Here is a 19445-nt window from a genome sequence, read left to right on the forward strand (position 1 = left end):
CGACACCTCTCGCTCCGTCTTGAGCAACCAGATAGGGGTTCCACCGGCTGGAAGGTCAATTGTCTTCCGAAGTTAAATTAGCCCGTTGACCTTCCATCTACTGGAAGCACTACCTCTGCAAGCATCCGTCATCCGGAGGGTCAGGCATGGACACGTCGCACGTCACCGAAAGAAACCCCAGGGATCCCGTTTGCGGCATGGAAGTGGACCCTTCGGCGGACGTGCCGAGCCACGACCACGATGGCCATCTCTACCATTTCTGCTCCGAGCGCTGCCGCGACCGCTTCGCCGCCGCGCCGGAGGATTTCGTCGAGGCGACGGACCCGGTCTGCGGCATGGCGGTGAACCGCGCGGCGGCCGAGCATCTGTCCTCGCATGCGGGCGAGCGGCTCTATTTCTGCTCCGCCCGCTGCAAGGAGAAGTTCGACGCCGCGCCCGAGACCTGGCTGAAGGGCAAGCCGACGCCCGAGCCGATGCCGGCGGGCACCACCTATACCTGCCCGATGCACCCCGAGATCGAGCAGGTCGGCCCAGGCGAGTGCCCGATCTGCGGCATGGCGCTCGAGCCCAAGGGCGTGCCGACGGGCGACGAGGGCCCGAACCCGGAGCTCGTGGACTTCACCCGCCGCTTCCGGGTCGGCGCGATGCTGTCGGTGCCGCTGGTCATCATCGCCATGGGGCCGATGGTCGGGCTGCACGTGGAAAGCTTCATCGCCGCGCGCGCCGTGCGCTGGTTCGAGCTGATCATCGCCACGCCCGCGATCCTCTATGCCGGCTGGCCGTTCATCGTGCGCGGCTGGCGGTCGTTCCGCAGCTGGAACCTCAACATGTTCAGCCTGATCGCCATGGGGGTGGTCTCCGCCTACGTCTTCAGCGCGGTGGCGGTGATCGCGCCGGGCCTGTTCCCGGCAGGCTTCCGCGACCCCATGAGCGGGCAGGTCGGCGTCTATTTCGAGGCGGGCGCGGTGATCGTCACGCTGGTCTTGCTGGGCCAGATCCTCGAGCTGCGCGCGCGCGCGCGCACCGGCTCGGCGATCCGGGCGCTGCTGGACCTCGCGGCCAAGACGGCGCGGGTGATCCGCCCGGACGGCACCGAGGCCGAGCTGCCCCTGGAGGAGATCGCCGTGGGCGACCGGCTGCGGGTGCGCCCGGGCGAGAAGGTGCCCGTCGACGGCGAGGTGGTCGAGGGGCGGTCCTCGGTGGACGAGTCGATGCTGACGGGCGAGCCCGTCCCGGTCGAGAAGGTCGCGGGCGACCCGGTCACGGGCGCCACGATCAACGGCACCGGGTCGCTGGTCGTCGAGGCCCGGCGCGTCGGGTCCGACACGATGCTCGCGCAGATCGTCGAGATGGTGGCGAACGCGCAGCGCTCGCGCGCGCCGATCCAGAAGCTGGCGGATACGGTGGCGGGCCGCTTCGTGCCCGCCGTCATCGCCATCGCCGCGTTGGCCTTCGTGGCCTGGGCGATCTGGGGCCCGGCGCCGGCGCTGGCCTATGCGCTGGTCTCGGCCATCGCGGTGCTCATCATCGCCTGCCCCTGCGCGCTCGGGTTGGCGACGCCCATGTCGATCATGACCGCCACGGGGCGCGGCGCGCAGGCGGGCGTTCTGATCAAGAACGCCGAGGCGCTTGAGGGCTTCGCCAAGGTCGACACGCTGATCGTCGACAAGACCGGCACGCTGACCCAGGGCAAGCCCGAGCTGGTGGCGGTGCTGCCCGAGGCCGGCATGGAGGAGGCGGAGCTTCTGCGCCTCGCCGCCGCCCTGGAGCGCGGCTCGGAGCATCCGCTGGCCGAGGCCATCGTGCGCGGCGCCGAGGCGCGCGGCCTCGCGCTTGCCAAGGCCGACGACTTTGAAGCCGTGACCGGCATGGGCGTGAAGGGCCTGGTCGAGGGCAAGGCGGTCGCCTTGGGCAACGCAAAGATGCTGGCCGAGCTCGGGATCGAAGCACCCTCGGCGGCCGAGACCGCGAACGCCCGGCGCGACGAGGGCGAGACCGTCATGTTCGTCGTCGTCGACGGTTCGGTCGCGGGCCTGGTGAGCGTCGCGGACCCGGTCAAGGAGACGACGCCCGACGCGCTCAAGGCGCTGCACGGCCTGGGCTTCCGGATCGTCATGGCGACGGGCGACAACGAGCGCACGGCCCGCGCGGTCGCCGGCCGTCTGGGCATCGACGAGATCCGCGCCGACGTGCTGCCCGAGGACAAGGCGCGCATCATCCGCGAGCTGCAGGCCGAGGGCCACAAGGTGGCGATGGCCGGCGACGGCGTGAACGACGCGCCCGCGCTGGCCCAGGCCGATGTCGGCATCGCCATGGGCACCGGCGCCGACGTCGCCATCGAGAGCGCCGGCTTCACCCTGGTCAAGGGCGACCTGGGCGGCATCGTGCGCGCGCGGCGCCTGTCGCTCGCCACGATGCGCAACATCCGCCAGAACCTGTTCTTCGCGATGATCTACAACGCCGCCGGCGTGCCGATCGCGGCGGGGGTGCTGTATCCCTTCTTCGGACTCCTGATCTCGCCCATCTTCGCGGCGGCGGCGATGAGCCTGTCCTCCGTCTCGGTGATCGGCAACGCGCTGCGGCTGCGGGGGGTGCGGCTGTAACGGCCGGTCCAAGGGCGCGGCGGCTTTTCGTGCATTTGGCCGCCGCCTCAGCATCTTGCCGGAACATTCCCGCGCTGGAAGCGCGTTGCCTCGGCACATGCCGACCGGGAGAATGATGCCATGCCACAGGTTCCGACTCTCGCCGCCGCCGTCGCGGCGCTCGCCTTTCCTGCCTTCGCGCAGGATCACCCCGACAAGCTCCTCAACCATCACGCCGACGTCTCGCTGGACCTGACGCCGGAGATGGTCGCGACCTTGCGCCCCGCCTGGGAGCGCAACTTCGACAGCCCCGTCTCGGCCCGCCCCGTGGTCATCGGCGAGCGCGTCTACGCGGTCGAATGGGAGGGCCAGGTCCACGTGCTCGACGCCGCGACCGGCGCGACGATCTGGTCGCGCCGCGTGACCGACGACATCCAGACCGACTGGCCCTGGTACGGCTTCACCGGCACCCCCGCCTTCTCGGACGAGGCGATGTTCGTGGCCACCGTCTCGGGCGACGCCTTCGCGCTGGACCTCGCGACCGGGGAGACGCTGTGGACCGCCGACCTCTCGGAGGATCCGCATGGCGGCAACGTGGGCGAGATGCTGCATTGGGAGGGCGTCGTCTACGTCGGCCTCGCTTCGGTCGAGGAGCCGCTGTCGAAGATGGCCGAGGGCTTCGAGGTCGACTTCCGCGGCGCGATCCTGGCGCTGGATGCCGAGACCGGCGAGACGATCTGGGAGCTGCCCCTGGCCCTGCCACCGGCGGACGGGGTGCCGATGTGGACCTCCTTCGCGGTCGACCCCGATCTGGGGCTCATCTACTTCACCACCGGCAACAACTACACCTCACCCAACACCCTGTCGGATTCCATGGTCGCGGCGCGGCTCGACACCGGCGAGATCGTCTGGAGCCGGCAGACCACATCCAACGACGTCTGGACTCAGGCTGAGCCGGACGGACCGGACTACGACTATACCGGCGGGGCGCAACTCTTCGAGGTGACGCAGGGCGGCGAGACGATGCCGGCCGTGGGCGCGGGCGAGAAGAGCGGCCGGTTCCACGTCTGGAACCGCCGGAATGGCGAGCCGCTCTGGACCACGGTGATCGGCTATCCGGATGTGGGCGGCGGCATCCATGGCGAGGCGTCGATCGGCACCGACCGGTCCTGTTGTGGGGCAACAACAATTGCGACAACGCCGATCCCGGGCAGCATCTGATGGACGTGGCCGCCGTCGACATCGACACGGACGCGTACCTCTGGATGCGCCACGAGGTGCAGCCGGCGGTGCTGGAATCGGCGGGGTTCCTGGCGGGCGAGGTCTATTTCGTGGGTTCGCTCGATGGCATCGTGCGCGGCTACGACGCGATGACGGGCGACGACGTCTGGGCCAGCGACATGCACGGGCCGGTGGCCTCGTCGCTGTGGTTCGAGAACGACATGCTGATCTGGGGCACCGGTGTACCGGTCACCTTCGGTGGCGCGGAATCGGGCTTCGGCGTGGTGGCCTACCGGCTGGGCGAGTAGGCGCGACGCCCGGCCCGCGTGGCCGGGCGCACTGGGGGACGGGATGGATTGGCTGCGGCAGAACAGCGACGTGCTGAACGTCGCGCTCAACGGCGCGATGCTGCTGGTCTGGGTGCTGTATCTACAGGTCTTCCTCAGCGGCTTCCGGCGGCAGCGCCGCGCGATGATCGTCATCGGGATGGGGGCGGGCCCGGGGCTGGACGCGCGCTGCCTGCTCAGCAACATGAGCGAGGATTCGATCTACGTGGCGAACCTGATCGCGCGGGTCGAGGCCGGGGAGGACGGCTGGGACGCCTCCTTCATCGACCGCCACGACCTGCCCGACGAGGAGGCGGGCCGCGACCCGATGCGGCGCACCCGGCAGGGGCCGCTCGGGGCGGGCGACTACATGGATGCAGGCGCCTTCGGCGATCTGCTGGCGCGCGCCGTGCCCGAGGGGCGCGACCCGGAGGCGGTGTTCGCGCGCGACGAAGGGTTGCTGACGGTCGAGGTGGTTGCGCTCTACGCGGCCGAGGACCTGCCCGTGGCGGCGCGGCGGCGCTTCCGCATCCGGCCCGCCGAGGATGGGCCCCGGCTGGAGGCCGTGGACCTGCACACCGAGCAAATCCGCTCGCACCGCCAGCGTCGCAAGCTGGCGCGCGACGGAAATCGGCTCTGAGCGCCGCTCAGGTCCGGCGCCGCCTGCGCCACGCCACCCAGGCCAGCGGCAGGCCGGTGACGAAGCCCAGCCCCAGCACGGCCAGCCCCGCGCGCGTCGCGTTCCCGTCCGTCAGCGTGCCGCCGAAATGCGTCAGCAGGAAGCTGGCCGGCAGCACGCCCGCCAGGGTGGCCAGGAAGAACCGCCAGGGCCGCAGCACCGTCAGCCCGGCGGCGTAGGAGATCAGGTCGAAAGACACGAAGGGCAGCAGCCGGCTGACGAAGACCGTGCCCATCAGCGCCCATTGCGAGCCGGCCAGACCTCGCGTCACCCGGTCGCCGAAGCGCCGGCGCATCGCCTCGGCCCCCAGAACGCGGGCGATGGCGAAGGCGATCGTCGCCCCCGCCTGCGCGCCCGCAACCACGATCAGCGTGCCCCACCAGTGGCCGTAGGCCGCCCCCGCGACCAAGGCGATCGGCGCCGAGGGGATCGGGCTGGCCACAATGGCCAGCGTCATCAGCGCGATCAGCAAAAGCGGACCCCAAGGCCCGGCCCGCGCGACAAGCTCGGTCAGCGCACCCTCGGCCACGAACCCCCGCGCCGTCTCGCCCCAAGGGGTCAGCCACAACAGGACGACCGCCAGCAGAACGGCGGCGGCCAGCCCGAGCAGGCGGCGGCGGGATCGGCGGGCGAAGGCGGTGGACATGGCGGGGCCTTTCAAAAGCCGTGCAGGTGGGGCTTCCCGCGCCGGCAGGTCAAGGGCCGCGATCGCGTGACCATGACCGCTTTAGGTCTTGACCTTCCAGTCCGGGAACGGGGTTTTGCGGCGTCGTGAACCGGTCTCCGCGAACCGGCGGAGGGCGCGCTTCGCGGACCGAAACCGATGCGATCGGAAATGGTTGTGCTACCGGACACCAAGTCGGAAAGGAATGACGAAATGACGAAGACGACCACAGGACTCTGCGCCGCGATCCTCTCGCTGGCCGCGGCTGGCGCGCAGGCCGAACAGCATCGCACGGACGGCATGATGGGCCAGCCCGGTATGATGGGCGGCATGATGCCGGGCATGATGATGTCGATGATGGATACCGACGGCGACGGCGCGCTGTCGCGCGAGGAGGCGCAGGCCGTCCACGAGCGGATGTTCGACATGGTCGATGCCGACGGCGATGGCACGGTCACAATGGAGGAGATGCGCGCCATGACGGGCGGCGGCATGATGGGCGGCGCCTCGCAATAGGCTGTCGTCCGCGCGCTGCCGGGCCATCGATGCCACGGGCCGCATGCGCAATGTCATGCGGCCCGCGGCAGGTTCGGTCCGGCGCCGTGACGTACATGCTTCGGCACTGGAACGAGGACGGGCGGATGACGATCTACTCGACCTCCGTGCGCACGACCGACGAGCTGACACGGCACGGCCATGCCGAGTGTGGTCCGCAAGAAGGTCGCCCCCTTCTGGACGCCCACGGCCGACATACGCGAGCGCGACCTCTCGCTGCCGCTGCGGGTCGAGGGCGGTGCGCCGAACAACCCGCTGGGCACGCGCGCGCTCTGCCTCACCTGGTCGGCGTTCCTGATCCACGGCGCACACGACACGCGCAAGATCGAACGGCGGTCGTCGTCGGGTTGCATTGGGCTCTACAACGAGAACATCGCGGATCTCCATGCGCCGGTGCCGGTCGGCTTGAAGGTCCGGCTGATCTGACCCGCGCGCCGGGGGCGGCGCAGTGGATCTCGTAGGCCTGTTCGGCGCCGCGTTTCTGGCGGCGACGATCCTGCCCGCGCAATCGGAGCTGTTCTTGGCCACGCTGGTCCTGTCGGATCCGGAGCGTGCGGGGCTGCTCGTCGCCGTGGCGACGGTCGGGAACGTGGCGGGTTCGGTCGTGAACTGGATACTAGGACGTTTCCTCACCCGGTTCCAGGGGCGGCGCTGGTTCCCCGTCGGGCCGGCCGCGATGGCCCGCGCCGAGCGAGCCTATCGCCGCTGGGGGCGCTGGTCGCTGCTGCTGTCCTGGGTGCCGGTGATCGGCGATCCCTTGACGGTCGTCGCATGGCTGGCGAACGGCTGGTCAGGGGGGTGAGGGTGACGCGGCTCGATGGCCGTCCCGTCCCGTGGCGATCCGCCAGTGATGGACTCGGTGGTGGTCCTGACTGGCCATCAGGCCGAAGAAGCTCAAGGCGCGGATGCGGGCGAGGATCGCTGATCGTCCGAAGTCACCTGCAGGAACACCGCTCCGTCCTCCTCCGACGCCGTCACCTTCCATCGCGCGCCAGCTCGGAGGCATGGACGGACACCATGCGCCGGGTGGCGGCCAGCGCCGCGGCATCGCCCGTGACGCGCATGCGCAGCCCGCCCTGCACCGCCTCGGACGTCACGTCCGCATCCCGCACGAGGCGGTTCATGTCGAACAGTTGATCGCGCAACGCGCCGAGATCGACCGAACCCCAGTCGATCACCGGATCGGCCTCAAGCCGCGTGACGACTTCCGACAACGCCGCGGGAGCGCCCTGCCCCGGCTCCGTCAGGGGCGTGGCTTCCGCCCCGTGATGCCCGGCGTGCTGGGCGGCGGCTGGGGCCGCCGCGAGAAGGACGCAGGCGGCGAGAACGGTGGTGGAACGGGGCATCGTGCGATCCTTCATCGAAGTCAGGGCAGGTCGCCCCTATCCGGTCGAGGAAACGCCGCGGATGATCGCGATCATGTTCGAAACGTCCTGGCCCTCTCTTTTCGACAATGCCCGTTCGCTGTCCATTCAGGCCGGCGCCGCGCTGTTCCGGCGCGAGGACGCGGCGCGGCTCGCCCTCCTCGTCCAGGAGGGGCAGGTGGCGTTGGAGCGCGTTCTCCCCTCTCAGTCCGACGCCGTGACGTGCGTGATCGAGCCGTTCTCCAAGTCCATCAGGAACACGATCGAGCCGTCGGCCACGACGTCCACGTCGCGCACGCGGCCCTGGTTGCGCAGGAGGCGCTCCTCCTCGACGACACAGCCGTCCTCGCCGAAGACGATCCGCACGAACCCACCGGGATAGAGCGAGCCGATCAAAGCCGGTAGAACACAGCGATTGCGACAAGGATGATCGGGGCGCTGGCACGATCTCGGTCCATCCCGGTCAGGTGAAGGGTGATACGCCTTCTGATCGAATAGCTCGGACAAGCAACCGGCTCGCTGCGCCCTCCCAAGGAATACAGGGGATCGATGCGAACCAATCAACCGGAAGCCGTAGGACGATGTCCGCAATGCTTGCGGCGGCCCCGATCCCGGAGGGCGGCAGGCAGTTCATCGCGTGACGCCCTTACGATTCGACCGTACGGACCCTTAGCCGCGACCTCAGAACCAGAACCGCAGCCCGGCCACCACCGAGAACTCTCCGGCGTCCTCGCCTTCGGGCAGCAGGTCCGCGGTCTCCCCGACCGTCTCCGCCCAGGAGACGCCGACATAGGGCGCGAACTCCCGCTCGAACTCGTAGCGAAGGCGCAGGCCGGCCTCGTAGGACGTGAACCCCGAGCCGAGCCCGAGCTCCGGGACGTCCTGGAACTGCACGCTCGTCTCGAAGCGCGGCTGGAGGATCAGACGCTGGGTGAGCAGCTCGTCGAACTCCCACTCGAAGTCGCCCGACATGTCGCCGTCCTCGCTGACGTAGAGGTTGGTATTGACGCCGGACCAGTAGACGTTGAGCCCCTCGAAGCCGATCACCGCATAGCTCAGTTCCGGCTCAGGCTTGAAGTCGTGCCGAATGCCGGTCTGGAAGTTCCAGTAGGGGGTGATCGCCCGGCTATAGAGCACCTGAAGCTCGGCCGCCTCGAGATCCCCGTCGAAACGGCCCTCACCCTCGAACTCCACCCAAATCCGGTTGTAGTCGCCGCCGGCGAAGGCGAACCCGTCGAAGAGGTAGGCATTGTTGCCCTCGCCCGAACGCCACTCCAGACGGTCGAAGAAGACCAGCGTCTGAAACGGGTTGTCGTGAACGGGCTCGCCCTCGACCTCGAACCGGCCGGTGGCGAGCTCCACCGGACCCACGGGTCCCCGGGGATCGCGCACGTCTTCCAGGCTGTCGGGCATGTCCAGATGCGGCGCGTTGCGATCCTGCGCCAGGGCAGGGGCGATCGGTACGACCACGGCGATGACGGAGGCGGCGAGGGCCTGAAGACGGGGACTCATCGGCTCGCGAGCTCCTTCAATGCGACGTTGACGACCCGGAACATGCCCGAGTGGAAATGGTAGAGCAGATGACAATGGAAGGCCCAGTCGCCGAGCTCGACGGGCGTGATCAGCATCGAGAGCCGCTCGCCCGGCTTGACCATCACCGTGTGCATGCGCGGGATGCGGTCGCCATGGCCGTTCTCCAGCTCCATCCACATGCCGTGCAGATGGATCGGGTGCGACATCATCGACTGGTTCATCAGCGTGAGCCGCAGCCGCTCGCCAAGGTAGAACTGGATCCGGTCCACGTTCGAGAACTTGTCGCCATTGAACGAGAAGATGTAGCGCTCCATGTTCGAGGTGAGGTTGATGACGATCTCGCGCTCCGGCGCGCGGTCGTAGCGCGGGTAGAGCGCGCGCAGCTGGCTGTAGGTCAGCACGGGCCAACCGTCGTCGCCGAGGCCCACACCGGGCTCGTCCAGCCGGCTCTGCGGCTCCATCACGCGCATCGCCACGTTGACGTCCGGAGCGGGCGGCATGTTCTCCATGGGCTCCTGCCCGCCCGAGGGCAGCAGGCTGTCGTCCATGCCGCCCATGCCGACCTTGCTGAGGTCGCGCAGCGGGCGCGGACGCAGCGCGGGCACGGGTCCTGACATCCCCGTACGGGGCGCCAGCGTGATGCGCGTGGCGCCGGAGCGGTTCAGGCTCTCCGCGAACACCGTGTAGGCGCGATCCTCGGGGAGCGTGACGATGAAGTCGTAGGTCTCGGCGACGCCGATGCGGAACTCGTGGGTGCGCACGGCCTCGACGTACTGCCCATGCACCGCGATCACGTCGATCATGCGGCCCGGCACGCGGACGTCGTAATGCGTCATGGCGGAGGCGTTGATGACCCGCACTCGCACCCGCTCGCCGGGCGTGAAGAGCGCCGTCCAGTTCTGCTCCAGCGAGGCGCCGTTGGCCGCGTAGGTGTAGCCCGCGTCCGTGACGTTCAGCAGGTCGGAGGGGATCATGCCCATCTCGGCCCAGGCGGTTCGGTCGCGCAGCGTGGGCAGGAGCCCCTCCTCGCCCACATCCTCGACGAAATCGCCGAACGTCCGCTTCTGGTAGTTGTAGTAGCCGGCGCCGGCCTTCTTCAGACGGCTGTAGATGAACTCGGGGCTTCTGTCGGGCCAGTCGGACAGCACCATCACCACGTCGCGGTCGTAGCTGTAAGGCTCGCGCCCATCTGCAGGGTCGATGATCATCGCGCCGTAGAGACCTTCCTGCTCCTGGAAGCCCGAGTGACTGTGATACCAGTAGGTTCCCTGATTCTTGACGCGGAAGCGGTAGGTGAAGGTCTCGCCCGGCGGGATGCCGGGGAAGTTGACGCCCGGAACGCCGTCCATCTCGAAGGGCACCAGAAGGCCATGCCAGTGGATCGAGGTGGACTCGTTCAGCCGGTTCGTCACGTTAAGCGTGACATCGTCGTCCTCGCGCAGGTGCACAAGAGGGCCGGGCACGGTGCCGTTGAAGGTCAGCGCGTTGCGCGTCACCCGGCCGACGGTGGTGCGCGTACGCCCGACCGTGATGTCGTAGCGCGATTGCGGGCCGGTCGGAGACCGCAGGGCGCCATCCGCGCCGCTTGCCGCGTCGGCGGTGAACATCATCGGCCGCGAGGCGACCGAGGGCGGCGTGCAGCCCGCCAGAAGGCCGGTGGCCCCCATGGCGGACAGCGATCCGAGCAGCGTGCGGCGGTCCATTCGTTTCGAAATCCCCTGTTTGGTCAAGGCAGCGGCGTCCCCGGCACGTGTCTGGGGGAGACTAAGGGAGGTTCCACCGGAGGAAGGTCAAGCAGGATCTACGTACTGTAGCGAACCTTGCCAGCGGCTTATCGCCCGGGAGCGAGGCGTGGGGTGACGTGCATGATCGAGCCGTTCTCGAAATCCGTCAGGAACACGATCGAGCCGTCGGCCAGCACGTCCACGTCGCGCACGCGGCCCTGGTTGCGCAGGAGGCGCTCCTCCTCGACGACATAGCCGTCCTCGCCGAAGACGATCCGCACCAGCCCGCCGGGATAGAGCGAGCCGATCATCAGGTCGCCCTCCCATTCGGGGAACATCTCGCCGGAAACGAAGCTGGCCCCGCCCGGGGCGATCACCGGGTCCCAGAAGTAGAGCGGCTGCTCCATTCCCTCCATCGACGCCTGGCCGGTGCCGACCAGCTCGCCCTCGTACTGCTCGCCGTAGGAGACGAGCGGCCAGCCGTAGTTCAGCCCCGGTGCGGGCTTGTTGATCTCGTCGCCGCCGGCCGGCCCGTGCTCGACCACGAAGAGGCTGCCGTCGGGGGCGAGGTCGGCGCCCTGGATATTGCGGTGGCCCAGCGACCAGATCGCGTCGTCGCCCTCGCGGCCGACGAAGGGGTTGTCCTCGGGGATCGAGCCGTCGAGGTTGACGCGGATCACCTTGCCATAGGTGCGGTTCAGGTCCTGCGCATAGTCGCGATACAGCTCCGTGAAGTGCTCGCCCGTGGTGATGAACACCGTGCCGTCGCCGGGGAACACCAGCCGCGAGCCGTAATGCATCGCCGCATCCGATGGGGGCGACTGCACCCAGATGTCCTCGACATCCGTCAGCTCCGTCATGTCCTCGCTCAGCCGTCCGCGCGCGGCGGCCGTGGCGGACATGCCGTCGCCCATCGGCTTGGAATAGGTGAGGTAGACCATGCGGTCCTCGGCGAAGTCTGGCCCCGCCTTGACGTCCAGAAGCCCCGCCTGCGTGGCCCATCCGGTCTCGGGCTCGGCGTTATAGACCTCCGGCACGCCTTCGATGGGGTCGTGGACGGTGCCATCCATGGTGACATGGCGCAGGCGGCCGAGCCGCTCGGTCACAAGGAACGAGCCGTCGGGCAGCTGGTCGATGCCCCAGGGATGGACCAGCCCGCCGGCCAGAAGCGCGGTCGAGGTCGCGGCGCTGCCCTCGACGAGGTCAGCGCGGAACTGGGCGTCGAAGGCGGGCGCGAAGTCGGTGTTGCGGTTGCCGCGGGTGAAGGTCACGTCGGTCTCGCCATGGCCGGGCGCGGCCGTTGCGGGCGGCGCAGCCATGACCGCGAGAAGCAGGGCGAGGGTGGTCTGGCGTGTTCGTTGCATCGGGATGATCCTCCTGTCGCGGCCGGCGTACGCACCAGTTTGGGACCAAACGCGTCTTCCAGCGCTGGAGGGTTCCGGGCCGTAATGCCGCACCGCCCCGTGGGACGGCGCGGCGCCCGCTCAGCGCAGTTCGGTGACGGTGAGCTTGCCATTCACGCGGTCGGCTGCGAACTTGATGGCGGCGCCTTCGGGAAGCTGCTCGGCCATGGCCGGGTCGGCCAGCACGAACACCATCGTCATCGCCGGCATGTCGAGGCTGGTCAGCGCCTCGTGGATCAGCGTGACCTTGCCGGCCTCGGCGTCCAGCTTCTTGACGGTGGCCTTTACGAAAAATGATGGCGCGCTGCGTGGTGATGCTGGTGCCTATCGCCGCCTTCTTCGTCACGGGCGGGACGATCACCGGAATGGCCAGCCTGGCTACCGCCTTCGCGCCGCTGCTGCTGTGCCTCGCGGTCCACGGTGCGATGTTCCTGTTGTTGGGCAGGCCCTGTCACTGCAAGGCGGACGCCGCGGAGGCCCCGGCCGTACTTGGCCACCGACGTGCCGGACGTGGCCAGGCGCCCGGTCGCGACCTCGGAGGTGGCCTGACGGGTCACCGCTCCGCCGTGCCCTCCAGCCGGTCGGCGCGCAGGAACGCTTCGATCCCGACGCGTCGCCCGTCGCCCGCCAGCCACGGACGCAGCCAGTCGCGCGCCAGAACCTCCAGGATCTGGTCCATGGACCGGGCCGCGAGCCGTGAGCGCGGGTCGGTGGACGCGTCCGGCAGGGCCCGGTCGAGCTGGTCCAGCGCCCGGCTGAACGCCCGCGCCTCCGTCTCGCCGTGCAGCCTGTGCTGCACCGGCAGCGTCTGGATCGCCGAGGCCACCGAGGACAGCGGCACCGCCACCAGGTCGAGCGTGCGGTCCAGCGCCTCGGCCGGATCGGCCCCGGCCTCCAGCGCCTCGGCATGGGCGTGCATCGCGGCGATCACGGCGTCGCGCGCAGCCAGCACCTGCGAGATCGTCGAGACCGCGCCGACCGAGAAGGTCAGAACGATGAATCCGGTCATCGCAGAGCTCGCCGTCAGAAGCCGGCCCGCGGGGCTGTCGGGCTCATAGGCGCCGAAGCCCAGCGTGGCGACGGAATAGGCCGCTAGGTAGAGGCGCTGCCAAGGGCTTGCCGGCGCGTTCGTCTTCGAGACGAGAATCCAGTCCCCGGCGCCCTGGAACACGAGCGCCCAGCCCGCGATCAGCGCCGCGACGACGATCAGCGCCCGCGCCGGAACCGAGATCGGGCCGATCGCGCCCAGCAGTCCGCCACCCCGTCAGGTGGAACAGCCGCAGGAGACCGCGGCAGATCACGAACTCGGCCAGGCTGGTGAAGGGACACGCCGACAGGGGCGAGCGCACTAGCGAGCAGAACACGTCCCAGAGCGCGACGAGGATCAGCGCAACGCCCAGCCCGAGCGCGACGGCGCTCATGTCCTCGGCGCGTCCGGACACGCGCGCGCGGGGGCTTCGGGACCGGCCCGATGGGGACGGGCCTTGAACGGCCGTGGATTTGCCGAGGGCGCCATGATCCTGCGATAGACGGCGCGGCGACGGCCGGTCAAGGGTGGCGCCGCGGCTCGGGGGCCGGGCCTCTGCCGGCGGCAGGATGACGCATCCCGCCGCGCCCCTTGACCTTCCAGCGGGGGAAACCCTCACCTGCGCCCCGAAACAGGAGAAGACCGATGAGATTCCACGTCCCCGACATGTCCTGCGGCCATTGCCGCGCCAGCATCGAGACGGCCGTCGCCGCCGCCGACCCGGCCGCGCGCGTGTCGTTCGAACCCCAGGACCGCATGGTCGAGATCGACACCGCGCGCGACGCGGACGTCATGCGCGCCACGCTCAAGGATGCCGGCTTCGAGGCCGCGCCCGCCTGACCCACAGGAGGTCCCCATGACCATGCTGACCCGCCGCGCCCTGATCGCCGCCACCGGGGCCGCCGCCCTCGTCGCCGGGGCCGCGCCCCTGCTGGCCGCGCCCGCGCCCACCCTCTCCGTCGTCAAGAGCCCGACCTGCGGCTGCTGCTCCGGCTGGGCCGACATGGCCCGCGAGGCCGGCTATGCCGTGGACGTGCGGAATGTGGAAGACGTCACCCAGGCCAAGGTCGACGGCGGCGTGCCCGAGGATCTGTGGTCCTGCCATACGGCCACGCTCACCGCCCCGGACGGGCGCAGCTATGTGATCGAGGGGCACGTCTCCTTCGACGCGATGGCGCGGCTCATGGCCGAGGCCCCGGACGTTGCGGGCCTCGCCGCGCCGGGAATGCCGATGGGCTCGCCCGGCATGGGCTACGACCCGGCGGCCGAGTACGACATGTTCGCCTTCGGCGGCACGGCCGGGGACAGCGCGCTGTTCGAGATGGCCGGCAAGCGATGAAGCCGGGCGGCCTGACCCTGACCGTCGGCGCGGTGGTCCTGGTCGGGGCCGGCGCGGTGGCGTGGAACCTGACGAACCCGCCGGCGGGCGGCCATTCCATGGTGCCGCCCGACACTTCGGGCATCGCGCAAGGCGCGCCGATCGTCCAGGTCGCCCTGCCCGAAACGCTGGGCGAGCTGGAGACGATCGGCAAGCACGCCTACGAGGGCGTCTGCGCCGCCTGCCACGGCGTGAACGCCGCCGGGCAGAACGGCGTCGCGCCGCCCTTGGTGCACATCACCTACGAGCCCGGCCATCACGGCGACGAGTCGTTCTGGCGGGCGACGCAGATGGGGGTGCGGGCGCATCACTGGCAGTTCGGGAACATGCCCGCCATCGAGGGGCTGACCCGCGCCGACGTCAAGGCGATCACCGCCTATATCCGCGCGCTGCAGCGCGTGAACGGGATCGGGTAGCGCGGGACGCTTGCCGAACCGATCCATCATCACAGGACAGCACAGATGACCCTCACCCGCCGCCGCTTCGGCGCCCTCATTGCCGCCTCGGCGGTCCTCCCGGCCCTGCCCCGGCGCGCGCGCGCGGCCCCGGACCCCATCGTCATCGAGGCCCGGCCCGGCACCGCGCAGCTCCTGCCTCCGCCCTACCCGGCCACGCCGGTCTGGAGCTATGACGGCGCAGCCCCCGGCGCGGGCATCCGCATGGTCCAGGGCGAGCGGCTGGAGCGGCGGCTTCTCAATGCCCTGCCCGAGCCCACCTCGATCCACTGGCACGGGCTGCGGCTGCCCAACGGCATGGACGGGGTCGCCGGCGTGACGCAGGCCCCCGTCGCGCCCGGCGAGAGCTTCGACTACGCCTTCGACCTGCCCGATGCGGGCACCTACTGGTACCACGCGCACCGGTCCTCGGCGGGCCAGGTCGGGCGCGGCCTGCACGCGCCGCTGATCGTCGAGGAGCCGGTGGGCGCGCGCCCGGATGTGGACGACGAGGTCGTGGCGATGCTGGGCGACTGGCGGCTGCGCGAGGACGGCACGCAGGCCGAGGATTTCCTCGCCCCTCACGACGCCAGCCATGGCGGCCGCTTCGGCAACGTCGTCACCACGAACGGGCGTATCGCACCGTCGCATTCCGTGCGCCGGGGCGACCGGCTGCGCCTGCGGCTGATCAACGCCGCCAACGCGCGCATCTTCGAGCCGGCGCTGCAGGGCATGACCGGCTGGATCGTGGCGCTGGACGGCATGCCCCTGCCCGCGCCGCGTCCCTTGGAAAGCCTCGTGCTGGCGCCTGCGCAGCGCGCCGACGTGATCGCCGACGTCACCGCCGAGGCGGGCGAAGAGGCGCTGCTGATCCGGCTCGACCGCGAACCGGCGGTGCAGATGGCTTTCCCCGTCCGCGAGGGCACCGCCACGACGCGCCCCGCCCCCGCGTCCCTGCCGCCCAATCCGGTGCCCGCGCTTGGCGCATTGGACGGTGCCCGGCCCCTGCGGCTGGTGATGGAGGGCGGCGCGATGGGCCGGATGGGCGGCGCGCTGATGGGCGGCCGTCGCGCAGGCTTCCGCGAGATAGCGGGCGCGGGCTACTACTGGGCCTTCAACGGCCGCGCCGACTGGACGGCCGAGGGCGCCATGGCGCCGCTGGTCGAAGTCGCGGCGGGCGAGACCGTGCACTTGGCCATCGAGAACCGCTCGAACTGGCCGCACGCGATGCACCTGCACGGGATGCATTTCCACGAGGTCGCGGGCGGCGCTCCGGGCGACCTGCGTGACACCACGCTGGTGCCCGGCGGCGCGACGGCGGAGGTCGCGTTCCGCGCCGCCGCGCCGGGTGACTGGATGCTGCATTGCCACATGCTGGGCCACGCCGCCTCGGGGATGACGGGCTTCCTGCGGGTCGCGGCGTGAAGGCGGCGCTGGCTTTGGCGGCGGCCGCGCTGGCCGCCGGCGGCGCGTGGTGGGTGCTCGGATCGCGCGCGGACCCGGCCACCCCCGGCGCCATGCCCGCCATCGCCGCGCCGGTGGACCTGGTCCGGGGCGAAGCGCTCTACGGCGACTACTGTGCGTCCTGCCATGGTGCCGATCTCGAAGGCCAGCCCGACTGGCGCAGCCCCGGCGAGGGCGGCACCCTGCCCGCCCCGCCGCATGACGCGACCGGCCACACCTGGCACCACGACGACGCCATGCTCTTCGCCTACACCAGGCTCGGCGGCGCCGCCGCGCTGGCCGCGCAGGGGGTCGAGGGCTTCGAAAGCGGGATGCCCGGCTTCGGCGACGTCATGACGGATGCCGAGATCCGCGACGTGCTGGACTACATCAAGTCCACCTGGCCCGAACGCGAACGCGCCGCGCAGGCGGCCCGGACGGCGGCGGCCGGGGGCTGACGGCCCGAGGGCGGGCGCGTTCGGCGTCGAACGCCCGCCGACCCGGCAAGAAAGGCGTTGACCTTCCCCCGCCGGAGGCCTCGAGCGTGGACCCGGGGGACGAGGCCGGCTTCGGCTCGACATGACAGGCGTTCGGGACCGCGCCTCCCTGGAGGGCGAGGATGACGATCGACTTCGATGAACGGCGCGCCCGGCGTCTCGCCTGCCCCGGGGGCCTTCTCCTGCTGTCCTGCGAAGGCGGGCGGACGGGCCTCGCGTTCCGGCCCTGACCCGACCTGACACAACAGAAAGGCCCGACATGAAAAAGAGACGTTCCGGCATCACGCTTGGCTTGGCGGCCCTCGCCCTCGGGGGCTGCGTGGCCGCTGGTCCGACGGCCGAGCCGGGCCTTTCCGCCGACAGGTCCGTCCCGGTGGAGGTCCTGGCCCTGGCCGCGGCCTATCAGAACCTCGGCGCGATCGAGTTCCGGCCCGAGGACGGCTGCTATTGGTACTGGCATGATGGGCCGGTGGAGACGACGTTGCTGCCGCTGCGCACGCCTGCGGGAAACCCGATATGCCGGGCGTCCGCATAGCGGCCCACCGGCAGTCGCTGCCCCGCCTCAGGTCGCGCCCAAGGCATCCTCGGGTGGATAGAGGAACGCTGTCGATCCCGTCTCGACCAGATCGTAGAGGCCGATGATGTGCGCCATGACCATGCGCACGCAGCCGGAGCTCGCCCGGCCCCCGATCGAGCGGGCCTCGGGCGAGCCGTGGATGCGCAGGTAGGTGTCCCGCCCGCCCTCGTAGAGATACAGCGCGCGCGAGCCGAGCGGGTTGAGCGGTCCGCCATCCACCCCGCCCTCGAACTGGGCGTAGAGCTCCGGATCGCGCCGGATCATGTTCTGCGTCGGCGTCCATATCGGCCAGCGCGCCTTTCGCGCGATGGTGTAGATGCCGGGCTCGTAGAGGTCGCCACGCGCGATGGCGACGCCGTAGCGCATCGCCAGCCCGCCGGGGCGGATGTGGTACAGGTAGCGGGCCACGGCGTCGACATGGACGTCGCCCGGCACGAGGCCGGGCTTCGCCTCGACCAGCCGGGGCAGGAAGCGCGGCTCCAGACCCCACGGATTGGACGTCGCCGGGTCGTAGCCCGGCGGCGTCACCTGCGCGTCCCACACGTCCCACATGCTCCGGTCGGACTGCGGCCCGCGGCCCTCCACGCCCTCGGGGAGCGTCTGCGCCAGGGCAGGCGCCGCGACCGGCGCGGAGAACAGCGCGGCGGCGGTGGCGATGAAATGTCGGCGTGTCAGCATTCCGGGTTCTCCGATCAGGTCCCAGTCTCGACGACGCGGATCGCAGACCTCCAGCGCCGGAAGGCAAGGGCCGATCCGGCCCCGTGCGGTAACCTGCCGCCTGACCGCTAAACGCGTTCCGCGCGCCGCGACAGAACGAGCGCCGCGATCCAGACCCCGGCCGGAAGCGCGCTGAGGATGGCGTTCCAGCTCGCCATGGAGAGCGACAGGAACTCCCACACCACCTCGTCGCACAGGACCGGCGCCTCCGCCGTGTCGAAGGACAGAAAGTCCGCGCCGCCCATGGCGGACGGGTCCGACGCGCCGCCCGTGCGTGCGGGCGGCCCCTCCCGCCAGTCACGCTCCACGCCGGTATGATTCAGGCCGAGCGTGGCCGTGGTGCCCGCCGCCGCCGCGCGCCAGGAGAACCCGGCGCGTCCCGAGCAAGAGCAAGCAGTGCGAGCCCGGGCGCGATGGCCACGCCATGCGGGTAGCGCTGCCGGGTGGGGCCGTTGAAAAACCATCCGGTTGCTGATTCCATCTTTCCGACAGCAGCGCTTGGAGGATGGCATGATCGGCAGTCGGACCCGCGATCAGCTCGAGTTCTTCGTCTGCGGCTCGCTGCGAGACCTCGTTCCCGACGAGCACATTCTTGCCCGCGTCGACCAGGTCCTCGACCTCAGCTGGCTGCATGGCGAGGCGGCCGATCTCTATGCGTCCGGTGTCGGTCGGCCAGGGATCGATCCGGAGGCTGCGGTCCGTCTGATGCTGGCGGGGTTCCTGCTGGGGATCGTGCACGACCGTCGGTTGATGCGTGAGGCACAGGTGAACCTGGCGATCCGCTGGTTCGCAGGCTTCGGTTTGAACGACCGGCTGCCGGACCACTCCTCGCTCACACGGATACGCCAGAGATGGGGGCCTGATCGGTTCCGCCGCATTTTCGAACGGACCGTGCGGGCCTGCGTCGACGCGAAGATCGCCAAGGGCGAGGTGGTGCATGTCGACGCCTCGCTGATCCGTGCCGACGTGGCATGGGAGAGCCTGGCCGTCCGCCATGTCGAGGCGGTGGAGGGCGTCAATGGCGATGACACCGGCCGTGACGATGAGGGCGGCGGCGGCAACGAGGCCGCGCGGCAGGCGCTCCGGCATTCAAGGACGTCGGGGAAGTTCAGGAAGGTCTGCCTCACCGATCCCGATGCGGGCATGGCGACATCCGGACGCAACCGACGTCCGGAGCCGAGCAACACGGGACTGTCGACGATAATGCGGCGTGATCCTCGACGTCGAGGTCACCACCGGTGAGATCAACGAGGGCCAGGAAATCCTGAGCCGCCTCGACGCGGTCGCGGCGGTCACCGGAGCCCCCATCGGCACCGTCACC

General features: G+C 70.2%; 22 protein-coding genes and 2 pseudogenes. 14 read left to right on the forward strand and 10 right to left on the reverse strand.

Annotated elements, in window-relative coordinates:
• Positions 1 to 146 precede the first annotated feature (146 nt).
• The 4 genes from Q1B08_RS19450 to Q1B08_RS19465 all read left to right on the forward strand — a co-directional run bounded on the left by Q1B08_RS19450 (position 147) and on the right by Q1B08_RS19465 (position 4769).
• Positions 147 to 2603 carry a heavy metal translocating P-type ATPase gene (locus Q1B08_RS19450; RefSeq protein ID WP_299822491.1) on the forward strand — a complete coding sequence of 819 codons (2457 nt, stop codon included), beginning with the start codon at positions 147 to 149 and terminating at the stop codon, positions 2601 to 2603.
• Positions 2604 to 2723: 120 nt separating this feature from the next.
• Entirely contained in the window at positions 2724 to 3803 is a 1080-nt protein-coding gene (locus Q1B08_RS19455) for a PQQ-binding-like beta-propeller repeat protein (RefSeq protein WP_299822493.1), read from the forward strand.
• Positions 3803 to 4111 carry a hypothetical protein gene (locus tag Q1B08_RS19460; protein WP_299822496.1) on the forward strand — a complete coding sequence of 103 codons (309 nt, stop codon included), beginning with the start codon at positions 3803 to 3805 and terminating at the stop codon, positions 4109 to 4111. The genes Q1B08_RS19455 and Q1B08_RS19460 overlap by 1 nt, the downstream gene beginning before the upstream one ends.
• A gap of 43 nt (positions 4112 to 4154) precedes the next feature.
• Positions 4155 to 4769: a hypothetical protein gene (locus Q1B08_RS19465; RefSeq protein ID WP_299822499.1), complete on the forward strand. Its 615-nt coding sequence runs from the start codon at positions 4155 to 4157 to the stop codon at positions 4767 to 4769.
• A gap of 7 nt (positions 4770 to 4776) precedes the next feature.
• Here the strand turns inward: Q1B08_RS19465 and Q1B08_RS19470 are convergent, their stop codons facing one another.
• A complete protein-coding gene (locus Q1B08_RS19470) occupies positions 4777 to 5454 on the reverse strand; it encodes a VTT domain-containing protein (RefSeq protein ID WP_299822501.1) in 678 nt (225 codons plus the stop codon).
• Positions 5455 to 5685: 231 nt separating this feature from the next.
• On the opposite strand from Q1B08_RS19470, the gene Q1B08_RS19475 reads away from it, so the two are divergent.
• The 3 genes from Q1B08_RS19475 to Q1B08_RS19485 all read left to right on the forward strand — a co-directional run bounded on the left by Q1B08_RS19475 (position 5686) and on the right by Q1B08_RS19485 (position 6829).
• Positions 5686 to 5988 carry an EF-hand domain-containing protein gene (locus tag Q1B08_RS19475; RefSeq protein WP_299822504.1) on the forward strand — a complete coding sequence of 101 codons (303 nt, stop codon included), beginning with the start codon at positions 5686 to 5688 and terminating at the stop codon, positions 5986 to 5988.
• A gap of 180 nt (positions 5989 to 6168) precedes the next feature.
• Positions 6169 to 6453 (forward strand): L,D-transpeptidase family protein, encoded by a 285-nt coding sequence (locus tag Q1B08_RS19480; RefSeq protein WP_299822507.1) that lies wholly within the window; start codon positions 6169 to 6171, stop codon positions 6451 to 6453.
• Between the two features lie 22 nt (positions 6454 to 6475).
• Positions 6476 to 6829, forward strand: a complete 354-nt coding sequence (locus Q1B08_RS19485) for a YqaA family protein (RefSeq protein ID WP_299822510.1) — start codon at positions 6476 to 6478, stop codon at positions 6827 to 6829.
• 172 nt (positions 6830 to 7001) lie between these two features.
• On the opposite strand, the gene Q1B08_RS19490 is transcribed toward Q1B08_RS19485, so the two are convergent.
• From Q1B08_RS19490 to Q1B08_RS19520, 7 genes and pseudogenes are all read right to left on the reverse strand, one after another.
• Complete coding sequence (locus Q1B08_RS19490) at positions 7002 to 7373, reverse strand: hypothetical protein (RefSeq protein ID WP_299822513.1); 372 nt, start codon at positions 7371 to 7373, stop codon at positions 7002 to 7004.
• 222 nt (positions 7374 to 7595) lie between these two features.
• Positions 7596 to 7982, reverse strand: a complete 387-nt coding sequence (locus Q1B08_RS22140; protein ID WP_366140066.1) for a PQQ-dependent sugar dehydrogenase — start codon at positions 7980 to 7982, stop codon at positions 7596 to 7598.
• Positions 7983 to 8072: 90 nt separating this feature from the next.
• Positions 8073 to 8903, reverse strand: a complete 831-nt coding sequence (locus tag Q1B08_RS19500; protein WP_299822519.1) for a copper resistance protein B — start codon at positions 8901 to 8903, stop codon at positions 8073 to 8075.
• Entirely contained in the window at positions 8900 to 10627 is a 1728-nt protein-coding gene (locus tag Q1B08_RS19505; protein WP_299822522.1) for a multicopper oxidase domain-containing protein, read from the reverse strand. Before Q1B08_RS19505 ends, Q1B08_RS19500 begins: the two co-directional genes overlap by 4 nt.
• 128 nt (positions 10628 to 10755) lie before the next feature.
• Positions 10756 to 12012: a PQQ-dependent sugar dehydrogenase gene (locus tag Q1B08_RS19510; protein WP_299822524.1), complete on the reverse strand. Its 1257-nt coding sequence runs from the start codon at positions 12010 to 12012 to the stop codon at positions 10756 to 10758.
• A gap of 120 nt (positions 12013 to 12132) precedes the next feature.
• Positions 12133 to 12321: pseudogene (locus Q1B08_RS19515) on the reverse strand (copper-binding protein); the annotation flags it as partial.
• A gap of 283 nt (positions 12322 to 12604) precedes the next feature.
• Positions 12605 to 13303, reverse strand: coding sequence for a potassium channel family protein (locus tag Q1B08_RS19520; RefSeq protein ID WP_366140070.1), 699 nt, complete (start codon positions 13301 to 13303; stop codon positions 12605 to 12607).
• Between the two features lie 420 nt (positions 13304 to 13723).
• Between Q1B08_RS19520 and Q1B08_RS19525 the strand changes: the two genes are divergently transcribed.
• From Q1B08_RS19525 to Q1B08_RS19550, 6 genes are all read left to right on the forward strand, one after another.
• Positions 13724 to 13918 (forward strand): heavy-metal-associated domain-containing protein, encoded by a 195-nt coding sequence (locus Q1B08_RS19525; protein WP_299822527.1) that lies wholly within the window; start codon positions 13724 to 13726, stop codon positions 13916 to 13918.
• A 16-nt stretch (positions 13919 to 13934) separates the two neighbouring features.
• On the forward strand, positions 13935 to 14417 hold the full coding sequence (locus tag Q1B08_RS19530; protein WP_299822529.1) for a DUF411 domain-containing protein: 483 nt from the start codon (positions 13935 to 13937) through the stop codon (positions 14415 to 14417).
• Positions 14414 to 14872, forward strand: a complete 459-nt coding sequence (locus Q1B08_RS19535) for a cytochrome c (RefSeq protein ID WP_299822531.1) — start codon at positions 14414 to 14416, stop codon at positions 14870 to 14872. The genes Q1B08_RS19530 and Q1B08_RS19535 overlap by 4 nt, the downstream gene beginning before the upstream one ends.
• Before the next feature lie 45 nt (positions 14873 to 14917).
• Entirely contained in the window at positions 14918 to 16315 is a 1398-nt protein-coding gene (locus tag Q1B08_RS19540) for a multicopper oxidase family protein (RefSeq protein ID WP_299822534.1), read from the forward strand.
• 92 nt (positions 16316 to 16407) lie between these two features.
• Complete coding sequence (locus Q1B08_RS19545) at positions 16408 to 16791, forward strand: cytochrome c (RefSeq protein ID WP_299822549.1); 384 nt, start codon at positions 16408 to 16410, stop codon at positions 16789 to 16791.
• Between the two features lie 298 nt (positions 16792 to 17089).
• The gene (locus Q1B08_RS19550) at positions 17090 to 17365 is read left to right on the forward strand and encodes a hypothetical protein (RefSeq protein WP_299822537.1); all 276 of its coding nucleotides are present in this window, start codon (positions 17090 to 17092) and stop codon (positions 17363 to 17365) included.
• A 27-nt stretch (positions 17366 to 17392) separates the two neighbouring features.
• Here the strand turns inward: Q1B08_RS19550 and Q1B08_RS19555 are convergent, their stop codons facing one another.
• Both Q1B08_RS19555 and Q1B08_RS19560 read right to left on the reverse strand, forming a co-directional pair.
• On the reverse strand, positions 17393 to 18085 hold the full coding sequence (locus Q1B08_RS19555; RefSeq protein ID WP_299822540.1) for a L,D-transpeptidase: 693 nt from the start codon (positions 18083 to 18085) through the stop codon (positions 17393 to 17395).
• 107 nt (positions 18086 to 18192) lie between these two features.
• Positions 18193 to 18636, reverse strand: coding sequence for a disulfide bond formation protein B (locus Q1B08_RS19560; RefSeq protein ID WP_366140069.1), 444 nt, complete (start codon positions 18634 to 18636; stop codon positions 18193 to 18195).
• Here Q1B08_RS19560 and Q1B08_RS19565 point away from each other — a divergent pair.
• Positions 18635 to 19445, forward strand: a pseudogene (locus tag Q1B08_RS19565) (transposase); the annotation flags it as partial. The gene Q1B08_RS19560 and the pseudogene Q1B08_RS19565 overlap by 2 nt on opposite strands.

It is taken from the genome of uncultured Jannaschia sp. (assembly GCF_947494025.1).
Classification (GTDB): Bacteria; Pseudomonadota; Alphaproteobacteria; order Rhodobacterales; family Rhodobacteraceae; genus Jannaschia.